General features: G+C 65.1%; 14 protein-coding genes. 1 reads left to right on the forward strand and 13 read right to left on the reverse strand.

The window, feature by feature from the left end:
• Positions 1-2: 2 nt before the first annotated feature.
• From fdhF to IVB01_RS08275, 3 genes are read right to left on the reverse strand one after another with little or no spacing between them, the layout of a single operon-like run.
• Positions 3-2,876 (reverse strand): formate dehydrogenase subunit alpha, encoded by a 2,874-nt coding sequence (gene fdhF / locus IVB01_RS08265; protein WP_247494410.1) that lies wholly within the window; start codon positions 2,874-2,876, stop codon positions 3-5.
• A 10-nt stretch (positions 2,877-2,886) separates the two neighbouring features.
• The gene (locus IVB01_RS08270) at positions 2,887-4,443 is read right to left on the reverse strand and encodes an NADH-quinone oxidoreductase subunit NuoF (protein WP_247275845.1); all 1,557 of its coding nucleotides are present in this window, start codon (positions 4,441-4,443) and stop codon (positions 2,887-2,889) included.
• On the reverse strand, positions 4,440-4,928 hold the full coding sequence (locus IVB01_RS08275; RefSeq protein WP_247275844.1) for a formate dehydrogenase subunit gamma: 489 nt from the start codon (positions 4,926-4,928) through the stop codon (positions 4,440-4,442). Before IVB01_RS08275 ends, IVB01_RS08270 begins: the two co-directional genes overlap by 4 nt.
• A gap of 223 nt (positions 4,929-5,151) precedes the next feature.
• Between IVB01_RS08275 and IVB01_RS08280 the strand changes: the two genes are divergently transcribed.
• On the forward strand, positions 5,152-6,045 hold the full coding sequence (locus tag IVB01_RS08280) for a LysR family transcriptional regulator (protein WP_247275843.1): 894 nt from the start codon (positions 5,152-5,154) through the stop codon (positions 6,043-6,045).
• Positions 6,046-6,246: 201 nt separating this feature from the next.
• On the opposite strand, the gene IVB01_RS08285 is transcribed toward IVB01_RS08280, so the two are convergent.
• From IVB01_RS08285 to oxlT, 10 genes are all read right to left on the reverse strand, one after another.
• Entirely contained in the window at positions 6,247-8,577 is a 2,331-nt protein-coding gene (locus tag IVB01_RS08285; RefSeq protein ID WP_247275842.1) for a PAS domain-containing sensor histidine kinase, read from the reverse strand.
• 222 nt (positions 8,578-8,799) lie between these two features.
• Positions 8,800-10,173 carry a cation-efflux pump gene (locus tag IVB01_RS08290; protein WP_247275841.1) on the reverse strand — a complete coding sequence of 458 codons (1,374 nt, stop codon included), beginning with the start codon at positions 10,171-10,173 and terminating at the stop codon, positions 8,800-8,802.
• A gap of 158 nt (positions 10,174-10,331) precedes the next feature.
• Positions 10,332-11,303, reverse strand: coding sequence for a zinc-binding dehydrogenase (locus tag IVB01_RS08295; protein WP_247415438.1), 972 nt, complete (start codon positions 11,301-11,303; stop codon positions 10,332-10,334).
• A 25-nt stretch (positions 11,304-11,328) separates the two neighbouring features.
• Positions 11,329-12,324, reverse strand: coding sequence for a nitronate monooxygenase family protein (locus IVB01_RS08300; RefSeq protein ID WP_247494411.1), 996 nt, complete (start codon positions 12,322-12,324; stop codon positions 11,329-11,331).
• Between the two features lie 175 nt (positions 12,325-12,499).
• Entirely contained in the window at positions 12,500-13,150 is a 651-nt protein-coding gene (locus IVB01_RS08305) for a hypothetical protein (RefSeq protein ID WP_247275838.1), read from the reverse strand.
• A gap of 47 nt (positions 13,151-13,197) precedes the next feature.
• On the reverse strand, positions 13,198-13,401 hold the full coding sequence (locus IVB01_RS08310) for a hypothetical protein (protein WP_124161485.1): 204 nt from the start codon (positions 13,399-13,401) through the stop codon (positions 13,198-13,200).
• A gap of 218 nt (positions 13,402-13,619) precedes the next feature.
• On the reverse strand, positions 13,620-14,393 hold the full coding sequence (locus IVB01_RS08315) for a fumarylacetoacetate hydrolase family protein (protein ID WP_247275837.1): 774 nt from the start codon (positions 14,391-14,393) through the stop codon (positions 13,620-13,622).
• A gap of 11 nt (positions 14,394-14,404) precedes the next feature.
• Positions 14,405-15,424: a 2-dehydropantoate 2-reductase gene (locus IVB01_RS08320; RefSeq protein ID WP_247275836.1), complete on the reverse strand. Its 1,020-nt coding sequence runs from the start codon at positions 15,422-15,424 to the stop codon at positions 14,405-14,407.
• Between the two features lie 106 nt (positions 15,425-15,530).
• Positions 15,531-15,956, reverse strand: a complete 426-nt coding sequence (locus IVB01_RS08325) for a CBS domain-containing protein (protein WP_247275835.1) — start codon at positions 15,954-15,956, stop codon at positions 15,531-15,533.
• A gap of 176 nt (positions 15,957-16,132) precedes the next feature.
• Positions 16,133-17,455 carry an oxalate/formate MFS antiporter gene (gene oxlT, locus IVB01_RS08330; protein WP_247275834.1) on the reverse strand — a complete coding sequence of 441 codons (1,323 nt, stop codon included), beginning with the start codon at positions 17,453-17,455 and terminating at the stop codon, positions 16,133-16,135.
• Between the last annotated feature and the right edge of the window lie 235 nt (positions 17,456-17,690).

The following is a 17,690-nucleotide window of genomic DNA, read 5'->3' on the forward strand; positions in this document are numbered from 1 at the left end:
CATTACTCCGCGGCCTCGGCCGGCACGATGCGGCGGGACTGCCGCGCCTGCGCGTCATAGGCCTTCTGCCAGTCGGACGGTCCGTTCGACGGCGAGACCTGCACCGCCGTAACCTTGTATTCGGGACAGTTGGTAGCCCAGTCCGAATAGTCGGTCGTGATCACGTTGGCCTGCGTGTCCGGATGATGGAAGGTGGTGTAGACGACGCCGGGCGCGACGCGATCGGTGATCTCGGCGCGTAGTGTGGTCTCGCCGGCGCGGCTCTTCAGCCGCACCCAGTCGCCGTCGCGAACGCCGCGCTGCTCGGCATCGTGCGGATGAATCTCGAGCCGATCCTCGGCGTGCCAGACCACGTTGTCGGTGCGCCGGGTCTGAGCGCCGACATTGTACTGGCTGAGGATGCGCCCTGTCGTGAGCAGCAGGGGATAGCGCGGGCCGGTGCGCTCGTCGGTCGCGACATACTCGGTGACGACGAATTTGCCCTTGCCCCGGACGAAGCCGTCGATATGCATCACCGGCGTGCCCTCCGGCGCCCTCTCGTTGCAGGGCCACTGCACCGAGCCGAGCTCATCTAACTTGGCGTAGGAGACGCCGGCAAAGGTCGGCGTCAGCGCCGCGATCTCGTCCATGATCTCGGAGGGATGGCTGTAGTTCATCTCGAAGCCCATGGCCTTGGCGAGGCCGATGGTGACCTCCCAGTCGGCAAGACCGTTCTTCGGCGTCATCACCTTGCGCACGCGCTGGATGCGGCGCTCGGCATTTGTGAAGGTGCCGTCCTTCTCGAGGAAGCTCGATCCGGGCAGGAAGACGTGGGCGTAGTTTGCCGTCTCGTTGAGGAAGAGATCGTGGACGATGACGCATTCCATCGCCGACAGCGCCGCCACCACGTGCGAGGTATTGGGATCGGACTGGAGGATGTCCTCGCCCTGCACGTAGATCCCCATGAACGTGCCTTCGACCGCGGCATCGAACATGTTGGGAATGCGAAGGCCAGGCTCCGGGTTGAGCTTGACGTTCCACAGCGCCTCGAACTGGTCGCGCACCGCGTCGCTCGAGATATGGCGGTAGCCGGGCAGCTCGTGCGGGAACGAGCCCATGTCGCAAGAGCCTTGCACGTTGTTCTGGCCACGCAGCGGGTTCACGCCGACGCCGGGACGGCCGATATTGCCGGTCGCCATCGCGAGGTTGGCGATCGCGATCACGGTGGTCGAGCCCTGGCTGTGCTCGGTGACGCCGAGGCCGTAATAGATGGCGCCGTTGCCGCCGGTCGCGTAGATGCGGGCCGCTTCGCGCAGCGCCCTGGGATCGACACCGGTGAGGATGGCGGTGGCTTCCGGGCTGTTCTTGGGCTGGGCGACGAAGGCGGCCCATTCCTCGAACTCGCTCCAGTCGCAGCGCTCGCGCACGAAGGCTTCGTTGACGAGCCCTTCGGTGACGATGACATGCGCCAGCGCCGTCATCACAGCGACGTTGGTGCCGGGCATCAGGGGCAAGTGGAGCGCCTTCACGTGCGGCGATTCCACCATCTCGGTGCGGCGCGGATCGATCACGATCAGCTTGGCACCCTGGCGCAGCCGCTTCTTCAGTCGCGAGGCGAATACCGGGTGCGCCGAGGCAGGATTGGCGCCGATGATGAGCACGACATCGGTGTCCTCCACCGAGTCGAAGTCTTGCGTGCCGGCAGAGGTGCCGAAGGTGGTGGCGAGACCGTAGCCGGTCGGCGAATGGCAGACGCGGGCGCAGGTGTCGACATTGTTGTTGCCGAAGCCGGCGCGGATCAGCTTCTGCACCAGATAGGTTTCTTCATTGGTGCAGCGGGACGAGGTGATGCCGCCGATGGCGTCGCGGCCGTATTTCTTCTGAATGCTCCGCATCCTGGCGGCGGCAAACGAGAACGCCTCGTTCCACGACACCTCGCGCCAGGGATCCTCGATCCGCTCGCGGATCATGGGTTTAAGGATGCGTTCCTTGTGGTTGGTGTAGCCCCAGGCGAAGCGGCCCTTGACGCAGGAATGGCCGCGATTGGCCTTGCCGTCCTTGTAGGGCACCATGCGCACCACTTCTTCGCCGCGCATCTCGGCCTTGAAGGCGCAGCCGACGCCGCAATAGGCGCAGGTGGTGACGACGGAGTGCTCGGGCTGACCGATCTCGATCACGGATTTTTCCGTCAGCGTCGCGGTCGGGCAGGCCTGGACGCAGGCGCCGCAGGAGACGCATTCGGAGCCGAGGAAGCTCTCGTTCATGCCGGGGGAGACACGGCTGTCGAAGCCGCGGCCGGAGATGGTCAGCGCGAAGGTTCCTTGCACCTCCTCGCAGGCGCGGACGCAACGCGAGCAGACGATGCACTTGGAAGGATCGTAGGTGAAGTACGGGTTGGACTCGTCCTTCGGCATCCATTTGTCGTTGCTGCAGCCATCCGTCTTCGCAAAGACATGATTCTCGCCCTCATAGCCGTAGCGCACGTCGCGCAAGCCCACGGCGCCGGCCATGTCCTGCAATTCGCAATCGCCATTGGCGCCGCAGGTGAGGCAGTCGAGCGGATGGTCGGAGATGTAGAGCTCCATCACGCCCTTGCGAAGCTGCTTCAGCCGCTCGGTCTGGGTCCGCACGACGAGGCCGTTCGTCGCGGGCGTGGTGCAGGAGGCCGGCGTGCCGGCGCGCCCCTCGATATCGACCAGGCAGAGCCGGCAGGAGCCGAACGCGTCGACCATGTCGGTGGCGCAGAGCTTTGGAATCTGATGGCCGGCTTCCATCGCCGCGCGCATGATCGAGGTGCCCTCGGGCACCGAAATCTGCTTGCCGTCGATGGTCAGCGTCACCATCGTTTCCGATTTGGAAGCCGGCGTGCCGAAGTCGATTTCTTCGATCAGAGACATGGTCGTTCTCCTATTCCGCGGCCTGAAGCGTGGTCGGCGCCGGAAGGAAATCCTCCCGGAAGTGCTTCAATGCGCTGAGCACGGGATAGGGCGTGAAGCCGCCGAGCGCGCAGAGCGAGCCGAATTTCATGGTGTTGCAGAGGTCTTCGACGAGCGTGATGTTCTCGCTGACGCGCTCGCCCCGCATGATCTTCTCGATGGTCTCGACGCCCCGGGTCGAGCCGATCCGGCACGGCGTGCACTTGCCGCAGGATTCGACCGCGCAGAACTCCATGGCAAAGCGCGCCTGCCTGCGCATGTCGACGCTGTCGTCGAACACGACGATGCCGCCATGGCCGATCAGGCCGTCGCGCGCGGCGAAGGCCTCATAGTCGAACGGCGTGTCGAACAGGGCGCGGGGAAAATAGGCGCCAAGCGGGCCGCCGACCTGGACCGCGCGAACGGGACGGCCGGTGAACGTGCCGCCGCCGACGTCGTCGACGAGCTCGCCGAGCGTCACGCCAAACGCGGTCTCGAACAGCCCGCCATGGCGGATGTTGCCGGCGAGCTGGATCGGCATCGTGCCGCGCGAACGCCCCATGCCGAAATCCGCATAGGCCTTGGCACCCTCAGCGAGGATGAAGGGGATGGCCGCGAACGACAGCACGTTGTTGATGACGGTCGGCTTGCCGAACAGGCCGTGATGCGCCGGCAGAGGCGGCTTGGCGCGCACGAGGCCGCGGCGGCCTTCGAGGCTCTCCAGCAGTGAGGTCTCCTCGCCGCAGACATAGGCGCCGGCGCCGACGCGCACCTCGAGATCGAAGGCTTGCTTCGAGCCGCCGATATAGCTGTCGAGATAGCCGCTGCGCTTCGCCGCCGTAATGGCAGCGTTCATCGCCTCGACCGCGTGCGGATATTCGCTGCGGATGTAGATGTAACCTTTGGCCGCGCCGACGGTGAGGCCAGCAATCGTCATGCCTTCGATCACCAGGAAGGGATCACCTTCCATGATCATGCGGTCGGCGAAGGTGCCGCTGTCGCCCTCGTCGGCGTTGCAGACGATGAATTTGCGGTCGGCCTTGGCCTGCGCGACCGTCTTCCATTTGATGCCGGTCGGAAACCCCGCGCCGCCACGGCCGCGCAGGCCGGACGCGGTGACCTCGCTCAGGATCGCATCCGTGCCGAGCGAGAGCGCGCGCTCCAGGCCCCTGTAGCCGCCATGGGCGCGGTAGTCGTCGAGCGAGCGCGGATCGATCACGCCGCAGCGGGCGAAGGTGAGGCGGGTCTGGCGCTTCAGCCAGGGGAGCTCGTCGATCGCCCCCAGCCGTAGAAAATGCGGCGTGTTGCTGGCGAGCGCATCGAACAGGGAGGGCACGTCGGTTTCGGTGACGGGGCCGAACGCGATGCGGCCCTGCGGTGTCGCCACCTCGACCAGCGGCTCCAGCCAGTACAGGCCGCGCGAGCCGGTCCTAACGATGTCGATTGCAACGCCCCGCCTGGCGGCGGCTTGCTCAAGCGCCAGCGCGACCTCGTCGGCGCCGACGGCCACCGCGCCGGCATCACGTGAGACGTATAGACGCATGCTCATCGCTGCGCCTCCGCAACCAGCGCATCGAGGCGCTTCTGATCGAGCCGTCCGATCAGGCGCCCGTCGAGCATCGCGGACGGCGCAGTCGCGCACAGGCCGAGGCAGTAGATCGGCTCCAGCGTGACGCGATCGTCGGCGGTGGTGCTGCCGAGCGACACGCCGAGCTTCGCCTCGGCGCGCGCAGCGAGCGCATCGCCGCCCGCAGCCTGGCAGGCCTCGGCGCGGCAGAGCTTCAGCACATGGCGGCCGGCCGGCTTGTGCCGGAAATCATGATAGAACGTGAATACGCCGTGCACTTCGGCGCGTGACAGATTCAGCGCCTGAGCCACCATCGGAATGGCGGCCTCCGGCACATAGCCGAACGCCTCCTGAAGAGCATGCAGGATGACGAGCGTCGCGCCTTCCTGCCGAGCGTGTTCGGCGATGATCTCGGCGCCGCGCGTCTCGTCCCAAGGCTCGTAGCAAGGCTCGTAAACCGCTGTCATTCTTCGTTCTCAACTTGAGCGTTTCTGATCGCAAACTATTTGGAATCGCTCGAAGATCAATAAAGCTGTCCCGTGCTGCGATTGCGAATTCGGATCGATTGGCACCGGCGATCGGTCGATCCGAAAATGCAATTATGGGCATTCCGCTCGGCGGTTTTTGCGTGTTGCAAGGGGGCGAGCGTGCTAGCTTGCATGCCACGACAGAATTCGAGGGGACGACCGGTTGATCGACAAGCTTGAACTATTGCTGGCGCTGGCGAAGGAGCGGCATTTCGGACGCGCGGCGGAGGTCTGCGGCGTGACGCAGCCGACGATGTCGACCGGGCTCAAGCAGCTCGAGGAAATCCTCGGCGTGATGCTGGTCCAGCGCGGGTCGCGCTTCCAGGGCTTTACGCCGGAAGGCGAGCGGGCGCTGGACTGGGCGCGGCGGATCGTGGGCGATGCCCGCGCCATGCGCGACGAGATCAACGGGCTGAAGCATCAGCTCTCCGGCGAGATCCGCATCGCGGCGATCCCGACCGTGCTCGGCATGGTCGCCGCGCTGACGACGCCGTTCCGCGCCAGGCATCCCGAGGTGCGCTTCCGCATCCAGTCCACCACCTCGTCCGAGGTGCTGGGGCTGCTGGAAAATCTCGAGGTGGATGCGGGGCTGACCTATATCGAGAACGAGCCGATCGGCAAGGTGCGTACCATTCCGCTCTACAACGAGAGCTACCGGCTCCTGACTGCCCCCGATGCGATGTTCGGTGATCGCGAGACGGTGACCTGGACCGAGGTCGGGCAGGTGCCGCTGTGCCTGCTCACGCCCGACATGCAGAACCGCCGCATCATCGATCGCGCGCTGCGCTCGGTCGGTGCCGAGGCGACACCGACGCTGACCTCGAACTCGCTGCTGGTGCTGTTCACGCACGTCAAGACCGGGCGCTGGGCGAGCGTGATGCCGGCCAAGCTCGCCGAGACGCTCGGCCTGTCCGACACGGTGCGTTCGATCCCGATCGCCGACCCCGAAGTCAATTACAGCATTGGCCTCGTGATCCCGCAGCGCGATCCGATGACGCCGCTAATCGCGGCGCTGGTCAATGTCGCGCGCGAGGTCGCACCGACGCTGCAATCTTAAAGCGGAATGTGCTTCGCTTGAACCGAGGCGAGAGCCCAGATCACCTCTCCCGTAGGGAGAGGTCGGATCGCATCGAAGATGCGGTCCGGGTGAGGGGATCTGGTCTCACTGGATGCCGCGGCCCCTCACCCGGACCTCTCCCCGTCGGGGAGAGGTGATTCCGAACGCCGACCGAACCGGGCTCCATCATGCTTGAGGGCTTTACGCTGCAGCCGATATCCCGGACGCCGCCTTGACGGCGTCGCGCGGCAGCGTCACGCGCACCACCGTGCCGACATCGATTTTGGAACGCAGCCGCATCGAACCGCCGTGGAGCTGCGCCAGCGAGCGGGCGATCGCGAGGCCCAGTCCCGAGCCGTGATAGGTCTTGGTGAGCTGGCTCTCGACCTGCTCGAAGGGGCGGCCGAGCCGCGCCAGCGAATGCGGCGCGATCCCGATGCCGGTGTCGGCGATCATCAGCACGATCCGGTCGTCGAGCTGCCGGCTGCGCACCACGACGCGTCCGCCGTCGGGCGTGAACTTCACCGCGTTGGACAACAGGTTGACGATGATCTGCTTGGTGGCGCGGCGGTCGGCGACGACGGAGATGGATTTGGCGATGTCGGCATCGAGCGTCAGGTGCTTGTCCTGTGCCCGGCCAGTGACGACGCGCAGGGATTCCGCCAGCGTCCGCGACAGGTCCAGCTCTTCCATGTCGAGCTTCATGCGGCCGGCCTCGATCTTGGACATGTCGAGGATGTCGTTGATGACCTCGAGCAAATAGTGGCCGCTGGTCAGGATGTCCTGGCAGTATTCCTGGTACTTCTCCGAACCGAGGTCGCCGAACATGCCCGAGCCCATGATCTCGGAGAAGCCGATGATCGCGTTGAGCGGCGTGCGCAGCTCGTGGCTCATATTGGCGAGGAATTTCGACTTGGTCTGGTTGGCTTCCTCGGCGCGAGTCTTCTCGCGCTGGTACTTTTCGGCCAGGTCGGCGAGCTCGATCGCTTGGCGTTCGAGCGCGGCCTGCGAGCGCTTGAGGTCGATGACGGTGGCGCGCAGGCGCAAATCGTTGTCGACCAGCTTCTGCTCGTGCTCCTTGATGCGGGTGATGTCGGTGCCGACCGAGACGTAGCCGCCGTCTTTGGTGCGCCGCTCGCTGATGTGCAGCCAGCTGCCGTCGTCGAGTTGTGCCTCGAAGGTGCGCGCGCCCGGGCCCTGGCTCGCGGTCTCGTTATGGCGGGTGCGCACCTCCGGCATGCGGCCGACTTCGAGCACGGTCTCGTAGGAGGTGCCGGGGATCACGGCGGTGTCGGGCAGCTTGTGCAGGCGCTGGAAGTGCGAGTTGCAGAGCACGAGGCGATCGCTCGCGTCCCACAGCACGAAGGCTTCCGGAATGGTCTCGATCGCGTCGCGCAGGCGAAGGTCGGCTTCCACCGTTCTCTCGGCGAGGCTCTTCTGCTCGGTGATGTCGACCGCGATCCCGATCAAGTGCACGCTGGAATCGGTGGCCCCGCGCGTCTTCTCGCAGCGGACGCGGAGCCAGATCCAGTGACCGTCGACGTGCTGCATGCGGAAGGTCTGGTCGATGTGATCGATCTTCTCGGAGATGAGCTGATCGGCGATCTCGAACAGATCAATATCGTCGGACTTCACCAGCGCGTTGACCTCGCCGAAGGTGAGGAGCTCGTTGCGGCCGTCGAGGCCGAGCATCGAGAACATTGACTGCGACCAGAAGATCCGGCCGCGCGACAGATCCCAGTCCCACAGTCCGCAGCGGCCGCGATTGAGCGCGGTGTCGATGCGGCCGCGCACGGCGTCGTTGATGAGGTCGCCTTCGCGGGCGCGGGTCGACTGCCAGTGAAAGGCAAAGCCCAGGATCAGGACGACGAAGCCGGTGGTCGCCGACAGCGTCACCGAGAGCGCGGCATCCGAGCCCCAAATCGGCTCGTCGCGTTCCTGGATCACCGTGACGAAGCCGGGCAGCGACTTGATCTGGCGCGAGGTCGCCATCGCGGCGTTGCCGTTCGGCAGCGTCATGTCGGCGACGTTGCCGTCGCGCGGGGGCGCCGCGAGCAGTTGCGCCGTCGTGATCGCGTCGAGCAGGCGGTCGTTGCCGGAAGGGTCGCTGTCGACCGGTACGCGGGCGAGGATGCGGCGGTCGATGCCGGTCGAGGCGACAATGATGTGGCGGCCCAAGGCCGTGCCCCAGGACGGAATGAGATCAGGCAGCAGCGTCGGCAGGCTCTCGATGTTCTTGAGCCGCTCCTGTCGCACGGAAGTGAGGCGGTCGATGCGTTCGGCGAGCAAATCGGCGAGCGCCGAGATGTCGTGCCGGATCACCAGCCGCTTCTGGCGCGTCTGGTCGACGACCTGCACGAACGCGCCGAGGCAGATCGTGATCAGGAAGGCGATGATGAGCGTCGGCACGGCGCGGCGCAGCGCCGGCTCCGCGATCAGCAGCCGGTGATAGGCAGGTTTCGCGATCGATTGCGCCAATCCCTTGATCGAATCGGATTGAACGCATGCGTTCGCGGCGTCTGCACGCGCCATGCCTTCGGCCCCCTGAAAACCTGCTTACGACGAGTGTCGAAAGCGGCCCCACGTCGCTTTCGAATCACACCGATTTGAATCCAGTTTTCGCGGGCTGTCGAGAGTCAACGAATCCTTAACGCGAAATTATTCTTATCCAACGCGCAGTTTGCGCATCGCTTGTCCGTAAAGTGACGTGCGCGACGGGTCCGAAACGAGAACGTGTGACTCTTCGCACGTGTGTCACGCACGCGGGGGCTCGGCGTGGCTGATCACGCGCTTCACGCTCGGGAAGGCGCGCCGCAATGCGCGCTCGATTGCGTCGACATGCTCGTGCACCTTGATCACGCTCATCGACGGAGTGGCGCGGCAGTGAAAGTTGACGATCTCGCCGGCCTCAGTGTTGCGGACGCGCACATTGTGGATGTCGTGGATCTCGCCCTCGCCAGCAAGCTCGGTCAACGCGGCGGCAATGGCCTGCACGCGCTCCGCGGGGGCGTCGACGCCGAACGGCAGTTCCGGTTCCAGCGGCTCGATATGGACGTCGACCTCGACGTCCTCGCCGAATTCCTCCTGGATGCTGCGCTCCAGCGTGTTGGCGACATCGTGGGCGGCCTCGAGCTGCATTTCGCCATCGACCTCGAGGTCGATGCCGACGATCAGCTTGGCGCCGAGGTCGTGCACCGTGACGTGGTGGATGGCGAGGCCGGAATTGCGCGCGATCACCATGATGCGGTCGCGTACGGTCTCGTTGTTGCGCGCGACGGGGACAGCCGTGAAGGTGAGGTCGGCGTCGCCGAACGCTCTGCTGACGGCGGCTTGCGCATTGCGCTTGATGTCCTCGACGCGGTCGATCGGATAGGTCCGCGGCACCTTTGCGATGGTATCGATGAAATAGGTTGCACCGACCATGCGCACGCGCAGCCGCTCGACGTCGATCACGCCGGGCACGCTGCGGATCGCGGCCGTGGCCTGCTCATGGGCGCCCTCCGGCGCGCGATCGACCAGCGTCTGCACGGTCGAGCCCGCCATGCGCAGGCCGAGAGCCGCGATCATCACGGCGACGGCGGCGGCCGCGGCCGCGTCACCCCACCAGAAACCGAGTCCGGCGAGGATCAAACCCACGATCACGGCAGATGAGCCCATCACGTCGGAGGCGAAATGCAGTGCGTCCGCGGCAAGCGCTTGGCTCCTGGTCTCCCGCGCAGCGCGGTGCAGCGCGCGGGCGCGCCAGAGATTGACGGCGATGTCGATCACCAGCACGACAAAGGGCACGGCCGAAATGGTCGGCGGCGGGGTTCCCTCCCGCAGCCGGCTATAGGCCTCGACCAGGATGCCGCCGGCGAGCACGTAGAGCAGGGCGGTGACGCCCAGCGCCGAGACGCTCTCGAGCTTGCCATGGCCATAATGGTGCTCCTCGTCGGCCGGCTTGTCGGACACCCGCACCACCGCCCAGGTGATGATGGTCGCGACCAGGTCGATCGAGGAATGCAGGGCCTCGGAGATCAGCGCCAGCGAGCCGATCGCAATTCCGACCACGAATTTGGCCGCCGCCATGCCGCCGCTGGCGAAGATCGAGATCGCGGCGACCGAGGTCTTGTTGTGCTGGGAGATCATGGCGGGGATTTAGCAGGGCGTGGGTGAACATCAAGCGACGATCCACAGCCGTAGTCGCAAGTGACTTGCAGGAGCGACGGCGATGTCATTCCGGGATGGTGACCAGACCCGAATCTCGAGATTTCAGGTTCGGTTCTTCAAGCGCTCCGGAATGACGGTTAAGGCACCGTCACGACGATCTTCCCGAGATGCTTGTTCGCCTCCATGTGCGCGAACGCCTGATCGATGTCGTCGAATGTGAACACCTTGTCGATCGGCAGTTGCAGTTTTCGCGACTCGACCGCGCCCCAGATGTCCTTGCGCACCTCCTCGAAGATCTCGCGGACCTCCTCGATGGTGCGGGTGCGGAAGGTGACGCCGACATAGTCGATGCGGCGCGCGGCGTGCAGGTCGAAGTTGAAGTCGGCATGGGTGCCGCCGAGCCGGCCGACATTGACGATGCGGCCCTTCACCTTCGTCGCGGCAAGATTCTGGTTCGCGACCTTGCCCGAGACCTGGTCGACGATGAGATCGACGCCTTCGCCGCCGGTCGCTTTCAGGACCTCGTCGACCCATTTCGGATCGGAGCTATCGACGGCCAGATCGGCGCCGTATTCCTTCAGCCGGCCGCGGCGAGTGGCGTCGGTCGACGAGCCGATTACGAGCTTGGCGCCCTTGAGCCTGGCGATCTGCAGCGCCATCAGACCGACGCCGGAGCTCGCGCCCTGAATCAGCACGCTCTGGCCCGCTTGCACGCCGCCGACGGTGACGACGGCATTGTGCATGGTCGCGAGCGCGACGGGGAGGGTGGCCGCCTCCTCGAAATTCATGTTCGAGGGCGCGTGGAACAGCCGGCCGTGATCGGCCAGCGTATATTCGGCAAATGCGGCACTGCCCGACCCCATGATGCGGTCGCCGATCTTGACGCCCTTCGCGTCCGGCCCGAGCTCGGCGACTTCGCCAGCCCATTCCATGCCGAGCACGGTGCCGACGCCGCCGGCTGCGCCGTGGGCATGACCCTTGCGCATGCCGGTATCGGCGCGGTTCAGGGCACAGGCGCGGACGCGGACCAGCACCTGCGTGCCCTTGGGCTTTGGTTGAGCGACGTCGGAAATCGTAGCGCCGTCAAGACCGTAGACGTAAGCCTTCATGTCTTACACTCGCTTCTTACAGTGATTATTCCGCCGCTTCGTGTTGCCGCTGAACGATCATGCCCCCCAGCCGGCTGCGGATGATGGCTTCCGCCTCCCGCACGATGCGGGAGACCAGCTCGGCGCAGCTCGGGATGTCATGGATCAGGCCCTGCACCTGGCCGGCCGACCAGATGCCCTCGTCGGAATTACCCGTCGCGTAGACCATCTTGCCGCGGGCACCGGCGACGAGTTCGCGGATGTCCTCGAACTTGGCACCTTCCTTTTCCATGGCGACGACCTTGGTCGAGATCGCGTTCTTGGCCACGCGCGAGGTGTTGCGCATGGTGCGGAAGATCAGCTCGGTCTCGCGCTCGTCATTGGCGACGATCTTCTCCTTGATGAGCTGGTGGATCGGGCTCTCCTTGGTGGCCATGAAGCGGGTGCCCATGTTGATGCCGTCGGCGCCTAACGCCAGCGCGGCAACGAGGCCGCGCGCATCGGCAAAGCCGCCGGAGGCGATCATCGGAATCTTGATCTTGTTCGCGGCGGCCGGAATCAGGATCAGGCCGGGAGTGTCGTCCTCGCCCGGGTGGCCGGCGCATTCGAAGCCGTCGATCGAGAGGGCATCGACGCCCATGCGTTCGGCCGAGAGCGCGTGACGGACGCTGGTGCATTTGTGCACGACCTTGACGCGGTGCTTCTTGAATTCGTCGACATGCTCCTGCGGCTTGTTGCCGGCGGTCTCGACCACCTTGATGCCGCTGTCGATGATGGCGGCACGGTATTCGGCATAAGGCGGCGGCTTGATCGCGGGCAGGATGGTGAGGTTGACGCCAAAGGGCTTGTCGGTGAGGTCGCGGCAACGCGCGATCTCCTTGGTCAAGTCTTCCGGCGTTGGTTGGGTCAGCGCCGTGATGAAGCCGAGCGCGCCGGCGTTGGCGACCGCGGCAACGAGCTCGGCGCGCCCGACCCATTGCATGCCGCCCTGGACGATCGGGTGCTCGACGCCGACGAGCTTAGTGAACCGTGTCTGCAACATGATGTTTCCCCCGTCGGTGTGGCGCTCTGGTCTCGCTTGATGGAGGGGAGGATGCCGCCCGGACCGGGAAATGTCTATTGTCGCGCCGTGCGGTGCAGGCGGGGCGATCATGCGACAGGTGAGGGGATTCCGTAGGGCGGATAATTGGGTCGCCGCTGCCGGACGGGGCGAAGAGCTAGTCCGCCGACAGCCGCACCATCTGGCGGCCGCCGTTCATTTCTTTGAGGCGGTTGACGAAGTTTTCCGGGCGCTGCCAGCGGTTGGGGACTTGCAATCCCATGAACTCGGCGATGTCGCCGATGAAGCCGGTGCAGTTAGTGGTCTCGGCGTTCCACACGGGCGAACTCGCCTGCAATTTCTTGATGTAGGCGAATACGCGCTTGGCGTCAGCCTCGTTCAGGTACACGCGATAGCTCGCGGTCAGATATTCCGGATCGAGATCGCCGTAGCTGGCGCCGGTCTCGGAGGGCACAAAGGTGATGTGGCCGAGCACGTAAGCAAGCGTGTCGCCGGCGGGTGTGAGGCCCGCGACCTCGACCGCGCGTTCGCTGGTCTTGCCGTACCAGACGAAGGCGTGGCCCCAGCTCGCGGCGGTTCTCGCCCGGAAGTCGACGTAGTACGGACCTTTCTCCGCACGCGCGACGGGACGCCGCGTCGCTTGCGGGGCCGGTCGCGATGTGGTGTCGGTCGTAGCAAGCGCGTTCGCATCGGCAACGCGCTTGTTCGCTTCATGGGCCGAGGCCGAGGGCATCGTGCATGCGATCATGGCCGCGAGCGCGAAGCCCGCGAGGATGCAGGATCCCGATCGACCAGATTTGTACGTCACGCTGTGCCCCTCGACTCTCGCCCGCTTACGCAGCTTCGTGTTGCGTGTCAGTAGCGCGCTGCGACCGGGCCGGGCGCCTTGCCGATCGGGGCCTTTCCAACCGGGCTCTTGCCGATCGGCATCTTGCCGATCGGAGCCTGCTCAGCCGGATAGGCCGGCACGGGCTGGCGGCGCGGCAGATCCGCAGCGTTCGCAGCCGTGACCAGAGCAAGCGTGGCACCGAGAGCAAATACAATCTTCTTCACAGTCATACCCCTAGAAGGTTAGTCCAAACACGGCGGCGCCGTGCCCCCAGACACGCCTCACAGAAGGGCGGCCGAATGCGTCCAAGTTGCGGCACGCGCGGGACATGTTGACGGCATATGTCGGGCGTACGCAGATGTGATGTGTACGGATGTTTTCGGGGTGTGTGACGGCCGAGGATTGGGCTGTCGCTGCGCTCATCCGGGCTGCGGCGCCGCGCCGGCAGCTACAGCCGAAACTCGTTCGTTAGCTCGCCGATGCCGTCGATCGCGACAGTCACGGTGTTCACCGGCTCCTTCATCACGCCGACGCCGACCGAAGTGCCGACGGCAATGAGGTCGCCGGGCAGCAGGGTCATGTCGTGGGAGATCCTGCTCACCAGTTGCTGAGCGCTGAAGATCATGTCGGAGATCGGATAGTTCTGCCGCTCCGCGCCGTTGAGGATAGTGCGGACCGTGAGCTTGGCCGGATCAAGGCCGGTGGCGATGACGGGCCCGAACGGGCCGTAATCGTCGATGCCCTTGGCGCGAGCCCATTGCGGGAAAGTGGAATCGCTGGTCAGGATGTCGTTGGCGGTGATGTCGTTGACGCAGGTGTAGCCGAAGATGAAGCTGTCCGCTTCGCCAGGGGAGACGCGGGCGCATATCCTGCCGATCACGATGCCGAGCTCGCCCTCATAGGTGGTCTTGCCGTCGTAGTAAGACGGGCGGCGGATCACGGCGCCAGGCGTCGTGATGCTGGTGGTGGCTTTCAGGAGATACAGCGGCTCCGGCGGCTCGGGCTGGTTGAGCTTGGCCGCGAGCGCATGGAAATTATTCCAGAGCGCGACGATCTTGCTGGGCGCGCAGGGCGCGAGCAGCTCCACATCCGACAGCGCCAGCATCTTGCCGGTGCTGGCGTTGCGGCCGAACATCTCGCCCTCATGCACGCTGATGCCTGATGGCGTCAGCGTGCCGAAGCCGGTCGTGCCGCCATGGCGGAAGCGCAGCCAGCGTTTCATCTCGCCCACCATCACGCCACCGCCAGTGCGCGCGGATCTGATGGTGCCGAGACGCCGTCATAGAGGCCGGCGATGCGCGCGCGCTGGGTCACCATCGCCAGCACCGAATCGAGCACGGGCGTGGCAACCCCGGTGAGGCGGCCCATCTCCTGCACCACGGTGACGAGCGGGTCGATCTCCATCGGGCGGCCGCGCTCCAGATCCTGGAGCATCGAGGTCTTGTGCGCGCCGACCTTGCGGGCGCCCTCGATGCGGCGCTCGACGTCGACGCGGAACGTGACGCCGAACGTCTCGGCGATGGCTTGCGTCTCCACCATGATCGCGCGCGACAATGCACGCGTCGCCGGATCGGTGCAGATCACGTCGAGCGTTGCATGGGTCAGGGCGCTGATCGGATTGAAGCAGACATTGCCCCACAGTTTGAGCCAGATCTCGTCGCGGATGCGGTCGAGCACCGGCGCCTTCAGCCCGGCCGCGACGAAGAGATCGGAGAGGCGCTGCACGTCCGGCGTGATCTCGCCGGAGGGCTCGCCGAGCGGGAAATTGTTGCCGTAGATGTGGCGGATCACGCCGGGCGCCTCGATCTCGGTGGCGGGATAGACGATGCAGCCGATGGCGCGCTCGGCGCCGATCTCGCGCCACTGCCGGCCGCCGGGATCGATGCTCTCTAGCGTCGAGTTCTCGTATTGGCCGCCGTGCTTGTAGAAATACCAGTAAGGGATGCCGTTGACGGCGGTGACGATGCGGGTGTGAGGCCCGAGCAGCGGCTGCATCTTTTCGATCACACCGGTGATCGAATGCGCCTTCAGCGTGATGATGATGTAGTCCTGCACGCCGAGCTCGGCGGGATCGTCGGTGCAGCGCGGATGCACGGTGTGCTGCTCCTCGCCCGCGAGCAGCGTCAGGCCGCGCTCGCGCATCGCGGCAAGGTGTGCGCCGCGTGCGACCAGGCTGACGTCGGCGCCCGCGCGCGCGAGCTGAACCCCGAGATAACCGCCGATCGCGCCGGCGCCGTAGATGCAGATTTTCATGAAGTCCTCGCGAGGAGCAGAAAGCCGGAATTTGGCACGAAAGATCCGGTCCGGCTCGGAAGGGTCCGAGCCGGGGCCGGCAGTCGCAGGGGGTGTGTGGAGGGCTCTAGGCTGCTTGCGGCGTAGAGTTGGTGGCCTCGTCCACGGCAGCGGCGATGTCGCGCATGCTGATGACCGAGACGAGGCTGTAGTCGTCGATGACGGGCAGATGGCGGATGTGATTCCGGTTCATCAAATGGCGGACGTGCTCGATCGTGTCCGAGGAGGTGCAGGACACGAGCTGCTGCACCGAGACCAGCTGCGAGACCTTGACGTTGATAGCATTGGCGCCGTGATCGGCGACTGCGCGCACCACGTCGCGCTCAGTGAACATGCCGACCGCAGTATTGCCTTCCGAGCGGACCACGTCCTTCACAACCAGTGCGCTGATATTGTTGGCGCGCATCAGCTTGGCGGCGATACCCACCGTTTCGTTCATTCGCACCGTGACAACGCGCGGCGTCTTCTTGCGCAGAATGTCTCCGACCAGCATTGCAACCTCCCTGGGTGAATGACCAGGTGAAGTGTGGTATACATAATGCCAATCGTCAAGCGCTGGATTTGGCTGATCCGAAAAATCTTGCGGCAGTAGTGCTGACGTTTGTAGGGCGCCAAAAAGAAAGGGGCGCATCGCTGCGCCCTTTTCCAGCCTCTAAGCCGTATGGTGGCTTATGCCGTCTCGGTCTTGGCATTGCCGGTCGCGGCCTCAATGCTCTCGGCTTCCTTGCCGAGGATGAAGGAGCGACGCAGCGGCTTGATCACGAACAGCGCCATCAGCGCCGCCGTCGCATTCAGCGCCACTGCCACCACGAACACGGCCTTCCAGCCATAGGCAGTCGAGATCACGCTCGCGAGCGGGACGAGCAGGGATGCCGTGCCCTTGGCGGTGTACAGCATGCCGTTGTTGGTGGTCGCGAATTTCGCGCCGAAGGTGTCGCCGCAGGTCGCAGGGAACAGCGAGTAGATCTCGCCGAACACGCCGAAATAGACCGCGGTGGCGAGCACGAACACGACGGGCACATGGCCATAGGCCGACAGCGCCAGCAGCATCAAAGCAGCGGTGCCGAAGGCGATGAACATGGTGGGCTCACGGCCGATCGTATCGGAGACCCAGCCGAAGAAGGGACGTCCGAAACCGTCGAAGATGCGGTCGAGCGAAATCGCGAAAGTCAAGGCCGCCATCTGGAAGCCGGCGAGCGTGACCGGCGTGTCGGCGATCTTGAAGTCGTGCGCGATCGGGGCGATCTGCGCCGCGGTCATCAGGCCGCCGGAGGCGACCATCACGAAGACGAGATACATCACCCAGAAAACAGGGGTCCGCAGCACCTGCGGCGGGGTGAAGTCGATCTTGGTCTGCGGCAGATTGAGCTGCTTCTTCTTTGGCGGAATCGAGATCCGCGGCGGTTGGATGAAGAAGGCGAGCACGAACACGATCAGACCCTGGCCGATGCCGAAGGTGAGGAAGGCGTGCTGATAACCGCTCGAGACGATCATGCTCGCGATTGGCACGACGGTAAGCGCGGCGCCGGCGCCGAAGCCGGCGGCGGTCGCGCCGGCTGCGAGCCCGCGGCGGTCGGGAAACCATTTCAGTGCGTTGCCGACACAGGTGCCGTACACCGCGCCCGCGCCCATGCCGCCGATGATCGCGGCGGCATAGAGCAGGGTAAGGCTATCGGCGTAGGAGTTGAGGATCCACGAGAGCGCGATCATCGCGCCGCCGAACATGACGACAATGCGTGGACCGTATTTGTCGACGAACCAGGCTTCGACTGGCACCAGCCAGGTCTCGGTGACGACGAAGATGGTGAACGCGAGCTGGATCGCGGCGCGCCCCCAATGGTGGGCCGCATCGATCGGATCGACGAACAACGTCCAGCCGTATTGCAGATTGGCGATCATCGCCATGCAGACGATGCCCATCACGAGCTGGAGCCAACGGAAACCGGTGCGAAGTGGCGCGGCCGTGACGGCGCCATCCGGGCTGGAAATCATCAAGAACCTCCCAAGGCGCCTGATTGGCTGCGACGCAGGATCGCAAGATGACCTGATGTCGCAAATATTGTGGCTTATCGTCGCAGGCGCGGGCCGAACATTGGTATACGATATTCCAGATTGCAAGCCCTAACTTGGCGCCACATTGAAGAATGCGCGAGGTTCCATCGTGATTTCTGGGGGGCATCGCGGGGGCCTTCGCACCAAACGAAAACGCCCGGCCGTGAGGCCGGGC

The organism is Bradyrhizobium sp. 164 (assembly GCF_023073715.1).
GTDB lineage: Bacteria > Pseudomonadota > Alphaproteobacteria > Rhizobiales > Xanthobacteraceae > Bradyrhizobium.